16 protein-coding genes are annotated in these 21350 nt (G+C 69.9%); 7 read left to right on the forward strand and 9 right to left on the reverse strand.

Going from position 1 to position 21350, the window contains the following annotated elements; all coding sequences use genetic code 11:
* The first annotated feature begins 667 nt into the window (after positions 1 to 667).
* The 7 genes from ABZ833_RS25845 to ABZ833_RS25875 all read left to right on the forward strand — a co-directional run bounded on the left by ABZ833_RS25845 (position 668) and on the right by ABZ833_RS25875 (position 9647).
* Complete coding sequence (locus ABZ833_RS25845; RefSeq protein WP_361050613.1) at positions 668 to 1912, forward strand: sugar ABC transporter substrate-binding protein; 1245 nt, start codon at positions 668 to 670, stop codon at positions 1910 to 1912.
* A 5-nt stretch (positions 1913 to 1917) separates the two neighbouring features.
* Positions 1918 to 2910 carry a sugar ABC transporter permease gene (locus ABZ833_RS25850; RefSeq protein ID WP_361050616.1) on the forward strand — a complete coding sequence of 331 codons (993 nt, stop codon included), beginning with the start codon at positions 1918 to 1920 and terminating at the stop codon, positions 2908 to 2910.
* Between the two features lie 41 nt (positions 2911 to 2951).
* Complete coding sequence (locus tag ABZ833_RS25855) at positions 2952 to 3803, forward strand: carbohydrate ABC transporter permease (RefSeq protein WP_361050852.1); 852 nt, start codon at positions 2952 to 2954, stop codon at positions 3801 to 3803.
* Positions 3804 to 3857: 54 nt separating this feature from the next.
* Positions 3858 to 5063, forward strand: a complete 1206-nt coding sequence (locus ABZ833_RS25860) for a family 1 glycosylhydrolase (RefSeq protein ID WP_361050619.1) — start codon at positions 3858 to 3860, stop codon at positions 5061 to 5063.
* Positions 5064 to 5210: 147 nt separating this feature from the next.
* Positions 5211 to 6638, forward strand: coding sequence for a glucoamylase family protein (locus tag ABZ833_RS25865; RefSeq protein ID WP_361050622.1), 1428 nt, complete (start codon positions 5211 to 5213; stop codon positions 6636 to 6638).
* A gap of 101 nt (positions 6639 to 6739) precedes the next feature.
* Positions 6740 to 8842 carry a TPM domain-containing protein gene (locus tag ABZ833_RS25870; RefSeq protein WP_361050855.1) on the forward strand — a complete coding sequence of 701 codons (2103 nt, stop codon included), beginning with the start codon at positions 6740 to 6742 and terminating at the stop codon, positions 8840 to 8842.
* A gap of 91 nt (positions 8843 to 8933) precedes the next feature.
* Positions 8934 to 9647, forward strand: coding sequence for a PspA/IM30 family protein (locus ABZ833_RS25875; RefSeq protein ID WP_249587972.1), 714 nt, complete (start codon positions 8934 to 8936; stop codon positions 9645 to 9647).
* Between the two features lie 122 nt (positions 9648 to 9769).
* On the opposite strand, the gene ABZ833_RS25880 is transcribed toward ABZ833_RS25875, so the two are convergent.
* The 9 genes from ABZ833_RS25880 to ABZ833_RS25920 form a co-directional block, all read right to left on the reverse strand.
* Positions 9770 to 12442 carry a SpoIIE family protein phosphatase gene (locus tag ABZ833_RS25880; RefSeq protein WP_361050626.1) on the reverse strand — a complete coding sequence of 891 codons (2673 nt, stop codon included), beginning with the start codon at positions 12440 to 12442 and terminating at the stop codon, positions 9770 to 9772.
* A 166-nt stretch (positions 12443 to 12608) separates the two neighbouring features.
* On the reverse strand, positions 12609 to 13025 hold the full coding sequence (locus ABZ833_RS25885; RefSeq protein WP_361050629.1) for an ATP-binding protein: 417 nt from the start codon (positions 13023 to 13025) through the stop codon (positions 12609 to 12611).
* A 210-nt stretch (positions 13026 to 13235) separates the two neighbouring features.
* A complete protein-coding gene (locus ABZ833_RS25890) occupies positions 13236 to 13622 on the reverse strand; it encodes a (deoxy)nucleoside triphosphate pyrophosphohydrolase (RefSeq protein ID WP_361050632.1) in 387 nt (128 codons plus the stop codon).
* An 18-nt stretch (positions 13623 to 13640) separates the two neighbouring features.
* The gene (locus ABZ833_RS25895) at positions 13641 to 13826 is read right to left on the reverse strand and encodes an SPOR domain-containing protein (RefSeq protein ID WP_361050635.1); all 186 of its coding nucleotides are present in this window, start codon (positions 13824 to 13826) and stop codon (positions 13641 to 13643) included.
* A 205-nt stretch (positions 13827 to 14031) separates the two neighbouring features.
* Complete coding sequence (locus ABZ833_RS25900) at positions 14032 to 15726, reverse strand: hypothetical protein (RefSeq protein ID WP_361050638.1); 1695 nt, start codon at positions 15724 to 15726, stop codon at positions 14032 to 14034.
* 178 nt (positions 15727 to 15904) lie between these two features.
* Positions 15905 to 16657: a GntR family transcriptional regulator gene (locus tag ABZ833_RS25905; RefSeq protein WP_361050641.1), complete on the reverse strand. Its 753-nt coding sequence runs from the start codon at positions 16655 to 16657 to the stop codon at positions 15905 to 15907.
* Positions 16658 to 16831: 174 nt separating this feature from the next.
* Positions 16832 to 18097, reverse strand: coding sequence for an alpha/beta hydrolase (locus tag ABZ833_RS25910; RefSeq protein ID WP_361050644.1), 1266 nt, complete (start codon positions 18095 to 18097; stop codon positions 16832 to 16834).
* A gap of 55 nt (positions 18098 to 18152) precedes the next feature.
* Entirely contained in the window at positions 18153 to 19385 is a 1233-nt protein-coding gene (locus ABZ833_RS25915) for a DUF4190 domain-containing protein (RefSeq protein ID WP_361050647.1), read from the reverse strand.
* 212 nt (positions 19386 to 19597) lie between these two features.
* The gene (locus ABZ833_RS25920; RefSeq protein ID WP_361050650.1) at positions 19598 to 21172 is read right to left on the reverse strand and encodes a S8 family peptidase; all 1575 of its coding nucleotides are present in this window, start codon (positions 21170 to 21172) and stop codon (positions 19598 to 19600) included.
* Positions 21173 to 21350 lie beyond the last annotated feature (178 nt).

Consider the following 21350-nt stretch of genomic DNA (forward strand, 5'->3'; position numbering starts at 1 on the left):
GGCGGGGCGAGCCTGCAGCTGCGCCGCCACCGGTCGCGCCTGGCGTTCGTCTTGGGGGCGGGGCCGCGGGGGTATGTCCGTCCTCGCCATCCGCCGCCGGCCCCTGAGCCAGCTCCCTCCCGGAGAGCCGCTTACCGTGCTCCGGGCAGACATACCCCCACGTCCCCTCAGGACGGATCAGCGACTGCGGGCCGACTCCACTCCCGCCCCAAACCGCCGGGATCCTCTCCCCGTCGACCCAACGGCCGCTCGCCCCAGCTGCGGCCGCAGCCGCTCCCCCTGTGGGCAGGCGTTCCGCACGGCGGAACGGGTGGGCACAGCCCGTAGCCGCCGGGCACCGGTACCCGAGACGGCAACCCCACCCAGGGGCACGCGGCGCCCACGCCTGGCGGGCGCCAATACCCGAAGCCGCCCCCGCCCAGGGGCACGTGTAGCCGCCGGGCACGGGCAACCGTCCGCCCAAGCCAAGTGCAAACGGACCAGTACGCTCCACTTAGGTGAGCTCCCTGAATGAAGGACCCGTTACGGGAGTGTGACCAGGACCCTCTTGCGGCACCACAGGACGCTGCCACAGAGTGATGTATGCGCTTACAGACAGCGCATACATCCTGCATCTGCCCCTTCCAGGGATGCCGGACTGCCAGGGAAGCTCAAGGAGGAGCCGTCCATGCACCGCGCCGCCAGAACCGCATCGGTAGCCACAGCGCTGGCGACGGCCTTCGCCGTCACCGCGTGCGGAAGCTCCGCCGGAGGCGAAGTCGCCGCCGACAAGAAGCAGACCCTCACCGTCTGGGCCATGGGTGCCGAGGGCGAGAAGCTCGTGGATGTCGCCAAGGAGTACGAGAAGGCGAACCCGAACATCACCGTCAAGGTCACCCCGGTCGGCTGGGACGTCGCCCACCAGAAGCTGGTCGCCGCTGCCGCCGCCGGAAAGATGCCCGACGTCGCGCAGATGGGCGGCAGTTACATGGGCGAGTTCGCCGAGCTCGGCGTCCTTGAACCGGTGGACACCAAGACCTTCGACGAGAAGGACTTCTTCCCGGCGGGCTGGCAGCAGGGCGAAGTCGAGGGCGAGGCCTACGGCGTTCCGTGGTACGTCGACACCCGCGTCCTCTACTACCGCACCGACCTCGCCAAGAAGGCCGGCATCACCAAGGCACCCTCCGACTGGAAGGGCCTGCGGGCCATGGCGTCGGCCCTGCAGGACAAGGCCGACAGCAAGTGGGGCATCTACATGCAGCCCCGCGGCCTCGACACCGTGCAGTCCTTCTACCCCTTCCTGTACTCCGCCGGCGGCGAGATCGTCGACAAGGACGGCACGCCCGTCATCGACAGCCCGGCCGCGGTCAAGGCCTTCAAGGAGTACGGCGACTACGTCAAGCAGGGCCTGAGCATGAAGAGCTCGCAGCCCGGCTACGACCCGCTGAAGGACTTCAACACCGGTGACGTGCCGATGTTCTTCTCCGGTCCCTGGATCAGCACCCTGATCAAGGACCAGTACCCGGACCTCAAGGGCAAGTGGGCCGTCGCCCCCGTCCCCGCGGACAAGACCTCCACCTCCATGGCGGGCGGCTCCAGCCTGGTGGTCTCCAAGGACAGCTCCCACAAGGCCGCGGCCAAGGAGTTCATCAAGTACCTGACGGACGCCAAGGGCCAGACCGACTGGTTCGAGCGGACCAGTGATCTGCCCGCCAACACCGAGGCCTGGAAGACCGGCGAGCTCGCCGACAGCCCCAGCCTGCAGGTGTTCAAGAAGCAGATGGAGACCGCCAAGTCCTCGCCGACGCTGGCCAACTGGACCGAAGTGACCTCCAAGGTCGACGCGGCCGTCGAGTCGGTGACCCAGGGCAAGGCCTCCCCCGAGGACGCCGCCAAGAAGGCCAAGTCCGAGATCGAGAGCCTTGTGAAGTAGGAGCCATGAGCACCACGAGCACCAAGACTGAGAAGGTCGCACGGGCGGCCGGGGTGCGGGCCGCCACCGGTTCGGCGGGTCCGGGCCGGGGGCGCAAACAGGGCTCCAAACGGGGCTCCATGGGCGTGCAGAACTTCGCCGGCTGGCTGTTCTCGACCCCCTTCCTCGTTCTGTTCACCGTCTTCATGGCGTTCCCGATCGTCGCCACGCTCCTGATGAGCTTCACCGACTTCGGGCTGCGCAATGTCACGCACCCGCTGGAAGCGAACTTCATCGGGTTCGAGAACTACACCAAGCTGTTCAGCGACGAGAAGTTCCTCAAGGCACTGTTCAACACTGCCTACTTCGTGGTGGTCGGTGTTCCTCTCACCATCCTTCTGGGTCTTGTCGTCGCCGTTCTGCTGAACAACGGCATCGACCGGGCGCGGACCTTCTTCCGGGTCGGTTTCTACGCTCCCGTGGTCACCTCCATCGTCGCGGTCGCCGTCGTCTGGCGCTTCGTGCTCGATCCGAGTGACGGCCTGATCGCCGGTCTGTTCTCCGAAGTGGGGCTCACTGCCCCGGACTTCCTGGGGGACGAGAAGCTCGCCATGCCGTCGCTGATCGCGATGGCCGTGTGGCGGAATCTCGGAACCGTCATGGTGCTCTTCATCGCCGGTCTTCAGGCCATCCCCACCGAGGTGCGGGAGGCGGCGAAGCTCGACGGGGCGGGAATGTGGCAGGAGTTCCGCGCCATCACCGTTCCGCTGCTGCGGCCCACGCTGCTCTACGCCACGGTGATCACCACGATCGGCTATCTCAACGTCTTCGAGGAGCCGTTCGTGATGACCCAGGGCGGGCCCTCGGACTCCACTCTCACCGTCTCCCTCGACATGTACCGCGAGGGCTTCAACTTCTTCCACATGGGCTATGCGAGCGCCATGGCGTATGTCCTCTTCGTAGTGATCATGGGCATTACCGTGCTCCAGCTCCGACTGCTGAAGGACAACACGAAATGAGCGCCTCGGGTCTGGCGGAGAAGACGCCGCAGAAGAAGCAGATGAAGCCGGAGCCGAAGGCCGGGCAGTCGGCCGGGGTGAAGAAGCGGCTCGTGTATGTGCTGCTCGCCGTCGGGCTGCTCGTGATGTCCGCGCCCTTCCTGTGGATGGCGCTCTCGGCCTTCAAGACGTCGAGCGAGCTCACGGCCAGTCCGCCCGTGTGGATTCCCACCGAGTGGACCCTGGACAACTTCAGCGCGCTGCTCGACAAGCTCGATCTGCCGCTCTACTTCATGAATTCGGTGATCGTGGCGGTGCTCGTCACCGTCTCCAATCTCGTCTTCTGCTCGATGCTCGGCTATGCGCTGGCCAAGCTGAACTTCGCGGGCAAGAACAAGATCTTCGGCCTGGTACTCGGTGCGCTGATGGTGCCCGGCAATCTGATGCTGCTGCCGCTCTTCGTGCTGATGAGCAAGTTGCAGCTGATCGATTCGTACGCCGCTCTGGTGCTGCCGTTCGCTGCCGGTGCCTTCGGGGTCTTCCTGATGCGGCAGTTCATGCAGTCGATCCCGGACGAGCTGCTCGAGGCGGCCCGGATGGACGGCGCGGGTGAGTGGTACATCTTCTGGCGGATCGTGATGCCGCTGGTCAAGCCCGCTCTCGCGACGCTGTCGATCTTCACCTTCCTCGGTTCCTGGAACAACTTCGTCTGGCCGCTGATCGCGACCAACGACCCCGACAAATACACCCTCCCCGTGGCCCTGGCCACGTTCGCCACCGACCCCAACAAGTCGGGTGGCTCCAACGGCATGCTGATGGCCGGTTCGTTCCTGATCGTGCTGCCGGTCCTGATCGTCTTCGCCGTGCTGCAGCGGCATTTCACCCAGGGCATCGCCACCGCGGGCATGAAGTAGCCCGCCCGCGCCACGACGGCCCGCGCCCTCTCTCCACCAGAAAGACATCTGACGATGACGCACACCCCGATCCCGTTCCCCGAAGGCTTTCTCTGGGGGGCCTCCACCGCCGCCCATCAGATCGAGGGCAACAACACCAACAGCGACTGGTGGGTGAAGGAACACAGCACCGGCACGCACATCCAGGAGCCGAGCCTGGACGCCTGCGACAGCTATCACCGCTGGCGCGACGACATGGACGTCCTGTCCGAACTCGGCTTCACCGACTACCGGTTCAGCATCGAGTGGGCGCGCATCGAGCCCGCCGAGGGCCAGTTCTCGCGGGCCGAACTCGCTCACTACCGGCGGATGGTGGAAGGCGCGATCGTGCGCGGGCTGCGCCCGATGGTCACGCTGCACCACTTCACCGTGCCGCAGTGGTTCGAGGCGCGGGGCGGCTGGACCGCCGAGGGTGCCGTCGATCTCTTCGCGCGGTACGTCGCCGCCTGCGCGCCCGTCATCGGCGAGGACGTGCGCCATGTGTGCACCATCAACGAGCCCAACATGATCGCCGTGATGGCAGGTCAGGCCAAGGCGGGCGACATCGGCTTCCCGCCCGCCGGGCTGCCGACGCCCGACGAGGAGACCACTCACGCGGTGATCGCCGCGCACCGGGCCGCCGTCAAGGAGGTCAAGGCGATCAACCCGGAGATCCAGGCCGGCTGGACCATCGCCAACCAGGTCTACCAGGCCCTGCCCGGAGCCGAGGACGTCGCCGTCGCCTACCGCCACCCCCGCGAGGACATCTTCATCGAGGCCGCGCGCGACGACGACTGGATCGGCGTCCAGTCCTACACCCGCACGGAGATCGGTTCCGATGGCCCCATCCCGTGGCCCGACGACGTCGAGCGCACGCTCACCCAGTGGGAGTACTACCCGGCCGCCGTGGGCCACGCCCTGCGCCACACCGCCGAGGTGCTCGGCAACGCGGACGTGCCGATGATCGTCACCGAGAACGGCATAGCCACCGCCGACGACGCGCGCCGCGTCGACTACTACAAGGGTGCGCTGGACGCGGTCGCCGCCTGCCTCGAGGACGGCCTCAACATCGAGGGCTACCTGGCCTGGAGCGCCCTGGACAACTACGAGTGGGGCTCCTACAAGCCCACCTTCGGCCTGATCGCCTGGGACCGCGAGACCTTCGTCCGCACCGCCAAGCCGTCCGCCGTCTGGCTGGGCGGGCTCGGGCGCACGCGTGAACTGCCCCGCATCGAGGGCTAGTTCACCCCGCCCCATCAGATCCGGGGGCCGACCGCACCTGACCGCGGCCGGCCCCCGTACCTCCGCGTGCCGCACGCACGCGTGGACAGCACGGCCTGCACGCCACGGATCTCCCCTTCCACACCTGTCACTGGGAGTTGGACCTTCATGGACCGTCGTACGTTCCTCGGCGCCGCCGGAACCGGAGCCGCCGCCCTGTCGCTGGGCGCCGCATCCGCACCGGCCTTCGCTTCCCCATCGGCATCCGCCGCATCGCGTTCTCATACTTCTGATACACCGCTGCTGCGGAAGTGGTTCCGCTCGACGCATCACTCGATCGAGGCGATGACGACCGGCATCGGCCTCACCGCTGACAAGATCGACGTCAGCGGCTCCGGCGCGCCCGTCCCCTCGCGCCAGACCTCGCCCACCAACATCGGCTGCGGCCTGTGGTCCACGGTCGCCGCGCGCGGCCTCGGCCTCCTCGGCGACAGCGCCATGCACACCCGTCTTTCCCGCACCGTCGCCGCCGTCGAGAAGCTGGAGCGCCATCACGGCTTCTGGCTCAACTGGTACGACGCGCACGACGGTTCGGTCCTGACGAGCTGGCCGGGCACCGGCGACCCGGTCCGCCCGTTCCTGTCGTCCGTCGACAACGCCTGGCTCGTCACCGGCCTTCGTATCGCCGCCGACGCGGACCCCGCCCTGCGGCCCCGCATCGCGAAGCTCCTGGCCGCCGCCGACTGGTCGTACTTCTACACGCCCTACGACGCGGCGGACCCCGTCGGCCACCCCGGCCAGCTGCGCGGCGGCTTCTGGACCGACACGGGGGAGCCCACCCCGCACCACTACGGCGCCCTCAACACCGAACCGCGCATGGCCAGTTACCTCGGCATCGCGGACGGCTCGCTGCCGGGCGACCACTACTGGCACCTGCTGCGCACCATGCTCCCCGGCCAGGAGCAGGAGCAGGCCCCCGGCGGTTCGTACGTCACCCTGGACGGCATCCGGGTGTGGCAGGGTCACTACACGTACCGCGGACGCAAGCTGGTCCCCACCTGGGGCGGCTCGATGTTCGAGGCGCTGATGGTGCCGCTCTTCGTGCCGGAGAGCGAGTGGTCGCCGCGCTCCTGGGGGACCTCCCACACGCGCTACGTCCGCAGCCAGATCGAGCACGGCCTCGACGAGGAGAAGTACGGCTACTGGGGGTTCTCACCGGCGAACATCCCCGAGGGCGGGTACCGGGAGTACGGCGTCGACGCGATCGGCATGCAGACCGAGGGCTACAACTCCCTCGGCGTCGTCACCCCGCACGCCTCCTTCCTCGCACTCCCCCACGCACGCGGGGAGGCCATCGGCAACCTGAAGGCGCTCGCCCGCGACTTCGGGGCGTACGACGAGGAGTACGGATTCCGGGATTCCGTGAACGTGCGGACCGGACGGGTCAGCGACTTCGTGCTCGCGCTCGACCAGGGCATGATCGCGGCCGCGCTGGCGCAGGAGCTCAGGCCCGGACTGCTGCAGGCGCCGTTCCGGTCGGGCGGCTTCCGCACACGCGTGCGGCCACTCCTCGCCAAGGAGCGGTTCAGCATCTGAGCACGGCGACCGGGGGGGCTCCGGAGACAGCAGCCGGTGTCCCCCGGTCGCGCACCCTCAAAGACGGCCATACGCTCCCAAATGTGACGCCGCCCCCGCACCTGGCCGTGCGGGCGACAGCGGCAGCCGCCGCACTGCTCACGTGGTGCCTGCTGCTCCTGGCCGCCCCCGCGGCATTCGCCGCCCCGGCCGACGACCCGGTCACGCTCTCCCGCGACGGCCAGATCACCGACAAGGTGGGCGCGCTCGGCGACCGCAAGGACGCCACCGCGCGGGCGCTCGACCAGCTCTACGACGACCGCGGCCTGCAGCTCTTCGTCGTCTACGTACGTGACTTCTCCGGACGCGGCTCGCAGGACTGGGCGGACGCCACCGCCGAGCGCAATGGTCTCGGCCTGGACGACGTGCTGCTGGCCGTCGCGACACACGACCGGCAGTACGCCTACTCCGTAGACGTCGATTCCCGGCTCACCGAGGCCCAGCTCCAGGACGTGGCGACCACCGCGATCAAGCCCGCGCTGCGGCAGAACGACTGGGCCGGCGCGGCCATCGGCGCCGCGAACGGCTACAGCGCGGTCCTCTCCGGCCGGCCCGTCCCCACCCCGGCGATCACCCCGGGGGACGCCGATCCGGGCGGCGGCGACAGCGGCGACGACGTGGCCACCGGCGACCTGGTCCTGCCCATCGTGGCGGTCGGCGGCGCGGGCGCCCTCGCCGCGGTCGCGTACAGCCGCCGCAAACGGCGCACCCACACGCGTACGACGCCCGGAGGCGGCTGGGGCAAGGGCGCGGGGGCCGAGCAGCCGACGCCGCTCCCGGAGCTCGACAAACAGAGCAAGCAGCTCCTGGTGGAGACCGACGACGCGATCCGCACCAGCTCCGAGGAACTCGGTTTCGCCACCGCCCAGTTCGGCGACGAGGCGGTGCGGCCGTTCACGGACGCGCTCACGTACGCACGCTCCGAGCTGACGGCGGCGTTCAAGGTGCGCCAGCAGCTGGACGACGCCTACCCGGAGGACGACGCGACCAGGCGCACCATGCTGGACGAGATCGTCTCTCGCTGCACCGAGGCGGGCCGGCGCCTGGACGCGGAAGCCGCGGGCTTCGACCAGCTGCGGGCACTCGAACGCGACGCGGCCGGTGCCCTGGAGCACGCCGAAACGGTGTTCCGGCAGGTCAACGTGCGCACTACCGCCGCCGAGAGCACCCTCGCCGGGATGCGGGAGCGGTACGCGCCGTCCGCGTCAGCGCCCGTGGTGGGCCATGTGGAGCAGGCCAAGGACCGCCTCGTCTTCGCCACGACGCACCTCAACGAGGCCCGGCAGTCCATCGACGCGGGCGACAACGGCAAGGCGGCCGTCCATCTGCGCGCCGCCGAGGGGGCGGTGGACCAGGCGGGCACCTTCGTGGACGCCGTCGACCGCCTCGGCGCCGAGCTCGCGCTGGCCGCGGAGAAGCTGCCCGACGCGCTCACCGAGACGGAGACCGACCTCGCCGAGGCGCGCGGCCTCCTCGAAGGCACCACGGCGGGAGCCTCCACGGCCGATCTGCACGGCCGTATCGCCCGCGCGCAGACAGTGGTCGCCGAGGTCCGCAAGAAGATGGCGGCGGGCCCGCACGACCCGATCGACGCACTGCGCAGGGTCGAGGAGGCCGACACGGTCCTCGACGAGTCCCTGGCGGGCGCCCGCGAACGCGAGGTCACCCGTCAGCGCGCCGCCACCCTCCTCGGCCAGGCCCTGCTCACTGCGCGCAGCGCCGTGGGAACGGCGGCGGACTTCATCGACACCCACCGTGGCGCGGTCGGCAGCGAGGCGAGGACCCGCCTCGCAGAGGCACAACGGCACCTCTCGGGCGCGGAGGCCGCCCAGGACACCGACGCCGCCGCGGCGCTCGCCGAGGCCCAGCAGGCCGACGCCCAGGCCCGGCAGGCGCAGCAGCTCGCCGAAGGCGACGTACGCGGCTTCGGCAACCCCTACGGAGGCGGCGGCGGGCGCGGCGGCGGCATGGGCGGCGCGGTCCTCGGCGGCATCATCCTCGGCGAGCTGCTCGGAGGCAGGGGCCGCGGGACGGGCGGAGGGGGCTTCGGAGGAGGCGGCTTCGGAGGCGGCGGTTTCGGAGGCGGCGGTTTCGGCGGAGGCAGCCCCGGGAGCTTCGGCGGCGGGAGAACGCGGGGGCGGATGGGCGGGGGCGGAAGGTTCTGAGAGCCGCCCCACCGCACCGCGCTGAACAGCACCGCACTGCCCGCACCGCTTCCCCCGCGACTCCTACCACCCCACATAGAAGGAGCCCGACATGACGAAGCAGACGATTCTCGGACGCGTGGCCCAGCTCGCCAAGGCCAACATCAACTCCCTCCTCGACCAGGCCGAGGACCCGCAGAAGATGCTCGACCAGCTGATCCGCGACTACACGAACAACATCAGGGAGGCCGAGGAGGCGGTCGCGACCACCATCGGCAATCTGCGGATGCTGGAACTGGACCACAAGGAGGACCGGGACGCGGCCGACGAGTGGGGCACCAAGGCGGTGGCCGCCAGCAAGAAGGCGGACGAGTTGCGCTCCGGCGGGAGCGCCGTGGACGCCGACAAGTTCGACGGCCTGGCCAAGGTCGCGCTGCAGCGGCAGCTCCAGTCCGAGCGTGAGGCCAAGGACGCCGAGCCGACGATCGCCTCGCAGACCGAGGTCGTCGACAAGCTGAAGTCCGGCCTCGACCAGATGAAGATCAAGCTGACGCAGCTCCAGTCGAAGCGCGATCAGCTGGTGGCCCGCGCCAAGACCGCGCAGGCGCAGAACCAGATGATGGACGCCGCCCAGAGCATCGACGTGCTCGACCCGGCCAGCGAATTGAGCCGCTTCGAGGACAAGGTGCGCCGCGAGGAAGCCAGGGCGCTGGGCAAGCAGGAGCTGGCCGCGTCCTCCCTCGACGCGCAGTTCGAGCAGCTGGACAGCCTGGGCGACGAGGCGGAGGTCGCGGCCCGCCTCGCCGCCCTGAAGGCCACCACCTAACGGCCCGCCTCGCCGCCCTGAAGGCCACCACCTGACGGCCCGCCTCACCACCCTGAAGGCCACCACCTAACGGCCCGCGGCAGCCGGGCCGTCAGAAGAGGCTGAGCAGAAGAAGAAGCCGATCAGAACAGGCTGAGCAGCGCCTCCGCCGCGTCCATCGGCTGCACCCCGCTGTCCGGCAGCGGCATCTCGAACCACACCGTCTTGCCGCGCGGCGTCCTGCGCGAGCCCCACGCGGCGCTCAGCAGACCCACCAGCTGCAGCCCGCGGCCACCCTCGTCCGTGTCACGCGCCCGGCGGCGGCGCGGCTGGACGAGGCCCGCGTCCCACACCTCGCACACCAGGGAGCGGTCGAGCAGCAGCCGCAGCCGGATGTCGCCCTCTCCGTACCGCAGCGCGTTCGTGACCAGCTCGCTGACCAGCAGCTCGGTCGTGTCGCAGAGCGGTTCCAGGTCCCAGGTGCGCAGCTGCTCGCAGGCCAGTTCGCGCGCCCGGCCCACCGACTTCGGGTCGCGCGGCAGCGTCCAGTCGCCGACGGCGTCGGCGGGCAGCCCCTGGATGCGCGCCATGAGCAGCGCGATGTCGTCCTCTCCGTGGTGCGTGTCGAGGGTGTTCAGGACGTGGTCGCAGACGTCCTCCAGGGCGGGTGCGGGGTCGTCGAGTGCGCGTACGAAGGCGTTCAGGCCCTCGTCGAGCGGATGGTCGCGGGATTCGACGAGCCCGTCGGTGTAGAGCGCGAGGAGGGCGCCCTCGGGCAGCTCGACCTCGACCTCCTCGAAGGGTTCGCCGCCGACGCCCAGCGGCATGCCGGGCGGCACGTCGAGCATGAGCGGCGATTCGTCGGGCTCGACGAGCACGGGCGGCAGATGGCCGGCGTTGGCGAACGTGCAGCGGCGCGTGACGGCGTCGTAGACCGCGTAGACGCACGTGGCGAGGTAGACCTCCGAGAGGTCCGTCCCGTTCGCGGAACGCGTCTGACGGGCCGCTCTCGTGGCCTGCTGGGTGCCTGAGGGGTCGCCGAGGCCGCGGGCGATCTCGTCGAGCGCGGAGAGCACCTCGGCGGGCTCCAGGTCCAGGAGCGCCAAGGTGCGTACGGCGGTGCGCAGTTCTCCCATGGCGACGGCGGCGCGCAGGCCGCGGCCCATGACGTCGCCGACGACCAGGGCGGTGCGATGGCCCGGCAGTTCGATGACGTCGAACCAGTCGCCGCCCACCTCGGTGGCCGCGTTGCCCGGGAGATAGCGGCAGGCGATGTCGAGGCCGGACGCCTCGGGGTCGCCCGGCGGCAGCAAGGAGCGCTGCAGTATGAGCGCGCGTTCGTGTTCGCGGCGGTAGAGGCGTGCGTTGTCGATACAGACCGCGGCGCGCGCGGCGAGCTCGACGGCGAGGGCGCGATCGCGCTCCCCGAAGGGCTCGCTTCCCTTCGTGCGGGAGAACTGGGCGAGGCCGACGACCGTGTCGTGGGCGACCATCGGCACAACGAGCGTCGACTGGATGAGGCCGCCGGTGAGCCTGCTCGCGGAGCCCTCGTCGGCCCCGGAGACGAGCCGCGGCCGCGCGGTGCGCAGGGCGTCGGCGCAGGGCGAGGTGAAGGCGAACCGGTGCACGGCGCCCACGTCCACGGGGTGGCCGCCGTCCGGGAAGGGCGCGTCGGAGACGGCGCTCGCGAAGGCGACGCGGCGCAGTTCGGCGCTTCCGTCGGCGAGGCCCGGAGGCGTCTCGTCGCCGTCGAGGAGCCCCTGATAGAGGTCCACCGAGGCCAGGTCGCAGAAGCCCGGGACGGTGACGTCCAGGAGCTCGCGTGCGGTCGTCTCCAGGTCCAGGGAGTTGCCGATGCGGGCGCCCGCCTCATTGAGCAGGGCGAGGTTGCGGCGGGCGTGGGCGGCCTCACGGGCGGCGGCGTGCCGCCGGGTGACGTCGGTGCCGAGGCCCGCGACGCCTATGGGGCGGCCGGAACCGCTGTGCACGCGGTAGAGGTTGATCGACCAGTGGCGGCGGTCGCTGCTGCCGGGGGCGGGGCCCACTATCTGCATGTCCGTGACGGAGTCGCCCGTCTCCAGGACGCGCTTGAGCGCGGCGGCCATGCGGTCGGCCTCGTGCCGGGGCAGATAGTCGTGGACGGTGCGTCCGCGCTGCTCGTCGACGCCGCCCCCGAAGACGGAGGCGAAGCGGCGGTTGGCCCGCTGCACCTTCAGGTCCGTGCCGAACAGCAGGAAGCCGAAGGGAGATTGGCCGAAAATGGCCTGCGAAGCGGCGAGGTCGGTCTCGATCTGCCGGAGCGCCCGTACGTCGACGACGATGCAGACGGCGGCCCGCTCACCGTCCTCCGTCTCGGTCGGCATCACGTAGACCTCGGCTATGCCTTCGGAGCCCTTGAAGGACCCCGCTTCGGGCCCGCCGGACCCGTCGGGCCCCACAGACCGCTCAGGCCCCTCAGACCCCTCAGACCCGTCCGGCTGTCCGGGCGCCCGGAAAGGGACGGACCCGGTCCACTCCCTGCCGTCCAGGATCTCCGCCATCTTGCGGTGCCCGCTGCTGCGCAGCTCGGGCGGGACGAAGGCCTCGATCGGGTCCCTGCCCACGGCATCCTCGGCAGACACACCGAACAGCCGCTCGGCCCGCCGACTCCACTGGTCGATGAGACCGTCGGGGCCGATCGAGAACGACGCCACCTTGATGTAGTCATAGATCGAACCGGGTGGACTGCTCTGCCACATCACGTCATCCGCAGCTTCGCCCCTAGCGTCACCCGACGGCCCGTCCTGCTCCGTCGCCTTCGCTGGTATCTCGCTCACGCGAACCGTCCCCTCCAGCTCACCACGTCCGGCACCGGTCACCGGATGCAGCTGCCCGCAGTATCCAGCACTACGGAGCCACGCCACACGGCGTTCACGATCACAGCACGGACTCAACTCTTTTTGGCCCGTGACCGTCTTGTGTCCGTCCCACGCTGCCAGTCTTCTAACCCGGCAGCACCAGCTCGAACCACACCGTCTTCCCCGTCTTCCCCGTGCTGCCCTGTCGTGTCCCCCAGCGCCGCGACGCGCGGGCCACCAACTGGATACCCCTGCCCCCCTCGTCATCAGGGGCCGCGTCGCGCTCCTGGGGCGGGTCGGGAAGCGGATCGGAGACCTCCACGAGGAGGGTGCCCAAGGATCCGGCAGGGCGTACGAGACGTACGCCGATGGGGCCCGACGCGTGCCGCAGGGAATTGGTCACCAACTCGCTCACGAGGAGGACGGTGACATCACCGAGAGAGGCGAGGCCCCAGGCGGCGAGCTGCTTGCGGACGACGGCACGGGCTGTGCGCACGGCGCCCGGGTCCGCGGGAAAATCCCACTCGGCGCAGTCGCCTTCGGTGTCGATCACGCCGATCACTTCCAGACCAGCAACAGCGGACCCTTGTCCGGTTTCATGGGGTTAATGGGCACATACCCGATATCCCGGCGGAAGTACCGCTTACCTGGGCGCACTGTGGCACGAACGGCGTAGGTGGGGCTCAAGTGCGGGGATACACGGCCTCGCACGCTCCCCCACCTGGCGGCACACGATGGCCGGCGGTACTCGATGGCCGGCGGCGCTCGATGGCTAGCGGCACTCAAGGGCGGCCGCCACCGCGGGGACGTCCGCGTCCAGCCACTCCACCGACCAGATCTCGTCCGGCGAGAGCCACCGCAGTTCGTCGTGGTCCTCCAGGGGCTCGGGGGCTCCCGAGAGGAGCTTCGCCGTCCACACCCACAGGACGTATCCAGGCTTGAGCGGCCACTCCCCCGGCACCCTCGCGACCGGCTCGGCGTCCACGCCCAGTTCCTCGCGCAACTCCCGCACCAGGGCTTCCTCGGGCTGCTCGCCGGGCTCGACCTTCCCGCCGGGCAGCTCCCAGCGGCCCGCGAGCTCAGGGGGTGCGCTGCGCCGCGCGGCCAGCAGGCGCCCGTCGTCGTACAGGGCGGCGCCCACCACGATCCGTTCCGTCATGCGCCGGAGCCTATGCGGTCAGTGCGCACTGCCGTTCTGGATCAGCCTCTCCACCCAGTACAGCTTCTGGTTGCCGTGCTCGTCGAGGCTGTCGGCCATCTTCTCGGCCTCGGCCTTCGTCGCGTACCTGCCCACCCTGTAGCGGTTGCCGTTGTCGTCCTGGCGTATCACGAGCCAGGGAAGTACGACCGTTCCGTCATTCATCGCGCCCCTCCGCTCGCCGCCCCCGGCGCGCGTAACGCCTCGATCAGTAAGGAAACCGCAATCCGCATATGCCCGAGCCTACGCCCGACCTTTACTCAGCGGATACGACTTTGCACAAAGAGGTACGCAATTGGCCAACGTCGAGGGGGCGCACCTTGGCGGGTGCGCCCCCTGATGAAACAGGTTCAGCCGGTGCGAGCCGGTGTCAGTCGGCGCGCACCGTCGGCATCGGCATGAGCACCGGCACACCCGAAGGCGACGTACGGCAGACGTCGCCGCACTCCGCGTCCAACGAGCAGCACAGGGAGCAGATCGGGCCCGACTGGACCGGGCAGTCCGCGATGTCCGGGAGCTCGTACGCCGTCTCGCAGACGCTGCACGCGTGCGTGGCCGTCACGTCGGGGACGTCGACGTGCGGGCCGTTCACCGGGTTGGGGCGCGCCAGGTAGTACTTGCCCTTCGTCGCCCAGGCGATCAACGGGCACAGGACGACGGCGAGTCCGGCCGCGATGAACGTGGAGAAGGCTTCCGCGTACTGCCCGAAGAGGCCGAAGAAGGCCAGGATCGACACCACCGACGCGATCACCATCGAGCCGAAGCCCGCCGGGTTCACCGCGTACAGGTAGGCCCTCTTGAACTCGATGTACGGAGGGCTCCAGCCCATCCTCTTGTTGATGACGAGGTCGGCGGCGACCGCCACGATCCACGCGATGCCCACGTTCGAGTAGAAGCCGAGCAGCTTGTTGAGGGCCGCGAACATGTTCATCTCCATCAGCGTCAGCGCGATGGCGAGGTTGAGGAAGATGTACCAGACACGGCCCGGGTGCTTGTGCGTGATGCGGGAGAAGAAGTTCGACCAGGACAGCGAGCCGCTGTAGGCGTTGGTCACGTTGATCTTGATCTGCGAGACGATCACGAAGAGGGCCGCCGCGGGCAGCGCGAAGGAGCCGAGCCAGGGCTTCAGGGCCTCGATCTGCGGGGCGATCGGCTCCAGGGCGTGCGTCTTACCGACGGCTTCCAGGGCCGCGAACGCCAGGAGCGCGCCGCCCAGCTGCTTGGCGGCGCCGATGATGACCCAGCCGGGTCCTGCCGCGAGAACGGCCAGATTCCAACGCCGTTTGTTCTGCTCCGTCTTGGCGGGCATGAAACGCAGATAGTCCGCCTGCTCGCCGATCTGGGCGATGAGCGAGAGCGCGACGCCCGTGCCGAGCCCGAAGGCGACCCAGGAGAACCCGCTGCCGGCGCCCTCGGTGCCCCCGAAGGAACCGAAGGCGCCGAAGGCGTCCGGTGCCTCGAAGGCGAGCACCACGAAGGGCAGCACCATGCCGATGAGCCAGATCGGCTGCGTCCAGGCCTGCACCTTGGCCAGGGCGCCCATGCCCCGGAAGACGATCGGGATCACGATGAGCGTCGTGATCAAGTAGCCGATCTCCACCGGGAGTCCGACGGCCTGGTGTATGGCCTGGGCCATGATCGAGCCTTCGAGCGCGAAGAAGATGAACGTGAACGAGGCGTAGATCAGCGACGTCAGCGTCGAGCCGAAGTAGCCGAAGCCCGCTCCCCGGGTCACCAGGTCCATGTCCAGGCCGTACTTGGCGCAGGCCCGCGCGATCGGGATGCCGGTGACGAAGATGATCGTCGCGGCGCACAGGATCGAGGCGAGTCCGCTGGTGAAGCCGTAGGTGAAGACGATGGACGCGCCGATCGCGAAGTCCGCGAGGTAGGCGATGCCGCCGAGCGCGGTCGAGGCCACCATCGTCGGCGACCAGCGCCGGAACGAATGCGGCGCGTACCGCAGGGAGTAGTCCTCGCGGCTCTCGTCGGCCGCCATCTTCGCGTAGCTGCGCTGGGGCGGCGGGCCTGCGGCGGCGCTGGTGTCGCGGGTGGCCGTATCCGTCATGTGGGTTCCTGTCGTCCGACCGGATTGCGGGTACGGGCGATGAAATTAGGAGCCGTGCATGACAAGTTGCTGCAAGGCGCGATTGCCTCGGCGTTACGGAATTCGAGCGCGGGTTAACTCGCGATCACGGCGGGCGGACGGGCCCGTCCGGATTCCGGGCGTACGCCGGAGCACTCGGTCACCTCACCGGCAGGTGGTATGCGATCCGATACCGGTCCGCGGGCACCACGACGTCGGCCGTCTCGACCGGCTTGCCCGACGCGAAGTACGTCCGCTGCACGACGATCACCACATGGCCGGGGACGCCGCCGAGCGACATGAGCTCCTCCGCAAGCCCCGGACGCGCGCCGACCTCCTCCGCGACGTTGTCCACGACCACGTCGATGGCCGCCATGCGCTCGACCACTCCGCAGCCGCCGAGCGGTCCCTCCTCGGGGAGCATCACCGGAGTGCGTCCGGTGACGGCGAGGGGTTCCCAGGAGGTGGAGAGCATCATCACCTCGCCCGCGTCGCGGTAGACGTACCTGGTGCACATCACGCGGTCGCCCGCGCGGATGCCGAGGCGCTCGGCGACCGCGCTGTTCGCCTCGGCCTGTTCGCTGCGGGACTCCCAGGTGCCGCGCGCGCCGTCCTCCGCCTGCTCCTGGCGGAAGGGCGTCGAGCCGCCGGAGGCCCGATAGCCCGTACGCGCCACGCGGCGGGGCACCGGCCGCTCGCGCACATAGGTGCCGGATCCGGAACGTCCTTCGACCAGGCCTTCGGCCATCAGGACCTTGCGGGCCTCCAGGGCGACCGTGTCCGACACTCCGTACTCCTCGCGGATCCTGGCTTGCGAGGGGAGTCGGGTGTGCGGCGGCAGGGAACCGTCGACGATCTTCTTGCGGAGATCACCCGCGACACGCAGATACGCCGGCTGTTCACCGAAAGTCACTGGCCACTCCCATCAGGTTGACAGACAGCAACAGCCTGGCAACCGTCGGTTGTTGGCCGCAACCCAAGGCCAAGGAATCACCCGAAGTGATGATTTCTAGGTGTGCAGGGCTTTACGCAGGGGCTTTCCGCAGCTATGGCGATCACTTTTCCGCGACGGTCCAGAAGGCGGCCGTCAGACGCTCGCGCCCCGGATGTCGAGGAACCGGGAGATCGCCGACCGCGCGATCTGACTCCCCCAGCCACCCCAGTTCACGTCGAAGCAGTGGTCCGCCCAGGGGAGTTCGACGTACGTCGCCGGCGCCCCGGCCGCGTAGAGGCGCCGCGCCAGCTCCCGCGCCTGCGCCACCGGCACCGCACGGTCCGCGCTGCCGTGCAGCAGGAGCGTGGGCGGCACGTCGGTCCGTACGAGCTTCGCGGGCGAGCCGAGGCGGTAGCGGGCGGGCACCGCCTTCGCCGAACCGCCCATCAGGCGCGGGATCATGGGGTCGCCGCGCAGCGCCGTCCCGGCGATGAGGCGCCCCATGTCGGTCGGCCCGTAGAGCGAGATCACCCCGGAGACCGAGCTGTCACGCACCGCACAGGACGCGGGGACGCGGTCATCACCCTCCGTGTAGGCGGCCGCCAGGGCGAGGTTGCCGCCCGCCGAACTCCCCGCGAGGACAAGGCGGTCGGGATCGATGCCGTACACGCGCGCGTGCCGCCGCACCCACCCCACGGCGCACTTCACGTCGCCGATCTGGTCGAGCTGGGTCACGCGGGGCGCGAGTCGGTAGTCGATGTCGAAGACCGACCAGCCGCGTTCGTTGAACCAGCGGTTCCATGCGGGGCTCTGACCGCGGTGCCCCTTGTTCCAGCCTCCGCCGTGCACCCAGACCACGGCCGGGTGACGCACCCCCTCCCGCCTCGGCAGGGTCCAGAGGTCCAGCTTCTCGCGCCGCTCGCCGATGCGGGCGTAGCGGCGCGTGCGGTCGCCGTCGGGGGCCTTGGCGTAGTTGACGCCGTCGAAGTACGCCGTGGGGGCCAGGCGTTGCCCGTGGCCCTCCGCGGTGCGGTACGCGGCGGCGTACGGCATGACGCCGTACACGAGCGCGACGAACGCGGTCAGCACGGCGAATCCGGCGCACCAGGGGTACCGCCGGCCCGCCACCGCACCGGCCACCAGGCCGATGACCGCGGGCGGCACGATCACGAGCCCCCAGGAGGTGACCGCCGCCGCGACGAGCACCAGGAGCGGGATGCGGGGCAGCGGGGCGGCGACGAGCACGGCAAGAGCGGCGTTCAGGAGGGCGACGACGACGAGGAGCCCGCGGGAGAGGTGCGCGACGCACGAAACCCTGGGCCCGTTCCTGCCGTTGCGGCTGCCCCTTCGGGGAGAGTCCGACGCCGCGGGCCCCACAGTGCGCTGGGCCGCGACGGTCGGCGTCATGACGGTCGTCACGCCGAAGAACTATCACAGAAGCGGACAAAAAGCCCTTAGGGTGAGTGGCTTGGCGTCAACCGGACCCGCTCGCCCCGCCGCCGGGGGTCGCGTCGCCGGGGGTCCCGTCGCCAGGGGTCGCGTCGCGCGGTGAAGTGGTGGCCAGGCCAAGGGGTTTGCGGGCGGCGGCCTCGCGCTTGCCGCTGATGTGCCGCTGTGCCCGCACGTAGTACGCGTCGAAGGCGTCGGCGTCCTTGGCCGTGGACGCCTTCTTCCACTGCTCGCGGTTCCGCTCGATCGCGTCGACGAGGCCGGTGACACCGGCGTCCGCCTTCGCGGGCCAGTCGTGCGCGCGCAGCAGCCGCGCCTGTTCGGCGAGGCCCTTCTCGACGCGGCCCGCCCACTCCTTGTGGCCCGGCAGGTCGTCCTCGAAGCGCTCCGTGTCCGGCTCGGTCCCGTATGCGTCGTAGAGGGCCTTGTCCGCCTTCAGGTAGGCGAGCTGGTCGGCGTCCAGGTTCGTCGCGTCGCGGCGCATCGAGCCCTTCAGGGTGCGCTCGGGCTCCACGACGCCGTAGAGGCAGGTGATGTGCCGGTCCCCCTGGCTCCAGGTGTCCCGGTCGGGCATGAAGTAGGTGAGCTCGGCGTCCCCGAGGTCGGCCCAGGAGTCGAGTACGTAGGAGGCGTCGAGGTCGACGCACCTCCGCGCGGCGAGCGAGGTGAGCGCGGCCTCGCCCGGGAAGGTCTCGTGATTCACCCGGAACTGGGCGAGGACCTCGCCGTCGTGCCGCGTGGAGCAGGGCACCTCGTCGATCTCGAAGGCGTACCTCGCCCCTTCGAGGTCGCTGCCGGGGACGTTGAAGCACTTCCCCTTGCCGACGGGGAACCCGGAACTGTTCCGGGAGTCGCGCGCGGCCTGCTTGAAGCCGTCCATGAAGTCACGCGCGCCCCCGGTGACGACGGCGAGCACCAGGAGCACGATGCCGACGACGGAGAGGACGCTCCCCGCGATCGCCATGCCCTTGCCGCGCTCGCCCTTCTTGGAGATCTGCGAGAGCGCGACCAGGCCGAGGACCAGACCGGCGGCGGGCACGCAGCACAGGATGCCGAGGACGAGCGAGGCGATCGCGAAGCCGTTGACCGGAGGGCGGGAGTACGGCGAGTACGCGCCGGGCCACCGCTGGTACGGAACCTGGGGCCCGCCCGGGTACGGGGGCTGCACGGGCGGCCCGTACGGAGCCTGCCCGTACGGAGCCTGCCCGTAAGGCTGCTGAGGGCGGCCACCGGGATCGGGCGGCGGGGGTATGTCCACGGGTGCCGTGCTCCTGCGTTCGTGCGGCCAGTCGATGCGAGGGGGCTTCGCATCGTATGCGGGGCACGGACAGGGGACTGCACGAGGACAGGGGGGCGTCTCGCGCGACGCGCTCTCGCCCTCGCGGCGGCGGGCCGGGCCGACGACCCGAAGCCCGTCCCCGAGGACGAGAGCGCGTACGTACTGAAGCAGCTCAGCTCAAGGCCTCCGGCCTAGAACTGCAGCCCCCAGGAGTCGATCTTCCCGACATCCTGTGCCGCGTTGTCACTCACCCGCAGCTTCCACGTCCCGTTGGCCGTCTCGGACGACGCGTTCACCGAGTACGTGGTGTTGATGTCGTCCGAACTGCCGCCGGTGCCATATCCCTTCAGCGTGTACGCGGTGCCGTCGGGCGCGATCAGCTGCACCTGGAGGTCACCCACGTAGGTGTGCTTGATGGCGACCGGCACGCTCAGGGCGGCCGGGGCCGAACCCGGGACGCCGCTCACGGTGACCGGCGACTCGACGGTGGCGTTGTCGCTGATCGTGACGTCGGTCGCGTTCTCGAACTTGGGGCCCGGAGGGTTCGTCGAGCCGGGGCCCACGTTCAGGAGGCGGTTGGGCGAGCCCGTTCCGGGGCTGGTGACGACGCCCGTGGAGGCCGCGCTGACCAGAGCCGCGGAGACCTGCGCCGGGGTCGCCGTGCGGTTGTCCGCGAGGTAGAGCGCCGCGGCGCCCGCGGTGTGCGGGGAGGCCATCGACGTACCGGAGATAGTGTTCGTCGCGGTGTCGTTGGTGTTCCAGGACGAGGTGATGGACGAGCCGGGCGCGAACAGGTCCAGGACGGCGCCGAAGTTGGAGTAGCTCGCCTTGGCGTCGGTGTTCGTGGTGGCGCCGACCGTGATGGCCTCGGTCACGCGCGCGGGAGAGCGCGTCGAGGCGTTGACGGACTCGTTGCCCGCCGCGACCGCGAAGGTGATGCCGGACGCGATGGCGTTGCGTACGGCCGTGTCCAGGGCGCTGTCGGCGCCGCCGCCGAGCGACATGTTCGCGACGGCGGGCTTGACCGCGTTCTGGGTGACCCAGTCGATGCCGGCGACGACCTGGGCTGTGGTGCCGGAGCCCTGGTTGTTCAGGACGCGGACGCCGACGATCTTCGCCTTCTTGGCGACGCCGTGCAGGGTTCCGCCGACGGTCCCGGCGACGTGCGTGCCGTGGCCGTGGCCGTCCTGCGCGGTGTTGTCGTTGTCGATGGCGTCATAGCCGTACGAAGCACGGCCGCCGAAGTCGCTGTGGCTGATGCGGACCCCGGTGTCGATGACGTACGCCGTGACGCCCTCACCGGCGGAGTCCGGGTAGGTGTAGGAGTTGTTCAGCGGGAGCGTCTTCTGGTCGATGCGGTCCAAGCCCCAGGACGGCGGGTTCGGCTGGGTGGCGTCGACCGTGAACGTCCGGTTCTGCACGACGGAGTCGACCGCCGGGTCCGCGGCGAACTTCTTGGCCTCGGCCGCGGAGAGCTCGACCGCGTAGCCGTTGAGGGCCTTCTTGTACGTACGGTCGATCTCGGCGCCGTACTTCTCGGCCAGCGCCTTGCCCGCCTTGGAGCCCGCCTTCGCGGCGTCCTCGTCGAGGCTGACTATGTAGCTGCCCGGTATCGCGCCGGGGGCTCCGGCGTTCTCGATCGTGCCTTCGGCCTGACCCGGCTGAGCGGTCGCGGGGAGGGCGGAGACGACGCCGAGGGCGAGGGCCAGGGCCGCTGTCGCGCTGATCCCGGCCAGTCTTCGGCGGGTATGACGCATCACTGCCATCTGAGGGGTCCTCCTCAATAGGTGGTGCGTTGGTGGGGGATGGTGCCGGTGGTGCCCACACACACGGAGACGAAAGGCAGGGACATGTCAAGCACCATGCCCACTTTTGCCTTCGTCGGGACGAAAGATTGGCGGATCCATAGGAATCTCACAAGGGTCAGGACCGGACGTAACACGA

The sequence above is a fragment of the Streptomyces sp. NPDC047525 genome, from assembly GCF_040643025.1.
Lineage (GTDB): Bacteria > Actinomycetota > Actinomycetes > Streptomycetales > Streptomycetaceae > Streptomyces > Streptomyces durmitorensis.

What these genes read in the sequence shown, in the direction of transcription:
- ABZ833_RS25920 (WP_361050650.1), bottom strand. Translation starts at nt 21,172, where the DNA reads ATGGCAGTGATGCGTCATACCCGCCGAAGACTGGCCGGGATCAGCGCG.
- ABZ833_RS25845 (WP_361050613.1), top strand. Translation starts at nt 668, where the DNA reads ATGCACCGCGCCGCCAGAACCGCATCGGTAGCCACAGCGCTGGCGACG.
- ABZ833_RS25900 (WP_361050638.1), bottom strand. Translation starts at nt 15,726, where the DNA reads ATGACGGATACGGCCACCCGCGACACCAGCGCCGCCGCAGGCCCGCCG.
- ABZ833_RS25850 (WP_361050616.1), top strand. Translation starts at nt 1,918, where the DNA reads ATGAGCACCACGAGCACCAAGACTGAGAAGGTCGCACGGGCGGCCGGG.
- ABZ833_RS25890 (WP_361050632.1), bottom strand. Translation starts at nt 13,622, where the DNA reads ATGACGGAACGGATCGTGGTGGGCGCCGCCCTGTACGACGACGGGCGC.
- ABZ833_RS25855 (WP_361050852.1), top strand. Translation starts at nt 2,952, where the DNA reads ATGAAGCCGGAGCCGAAGGCCGGGCAGTCGGCCGGGGTGAAGAAGCGG.
- ABZ833_RS25875 (WP_249587972.1), top strand. Translation starts at nt 8,934, where the DNA reads ATGACGAAGCAGACGATTCTCGGACGCGTGGCCCAGCTCGCCAAGGCC.
- ABZ833_RS25895 (WP_361050635.1), bottom strand. Translation starts at nt 13,826, where the DNA reads ATGAATGACGGAACGGTCGTACTTCCCTGGCTCGTGATACGCCAGGAC.
- ABZ833_RS25865 (WP_361050622.1), top strand. Translation starts at nt 5,211, where the DNA reads ATGGACCGTCGTACGTTCCTCGGCGCCGCCGGAACCGGAGCCGCCGCC.
- ABZ833_RS25860 (WP_361050619.1), top strand. Translation starts at nt 3,858, where the DNA reads ATGACGCACACCCCGATCCCGTTCCCCGAAGGCTTTCTCTGGGGGGCC.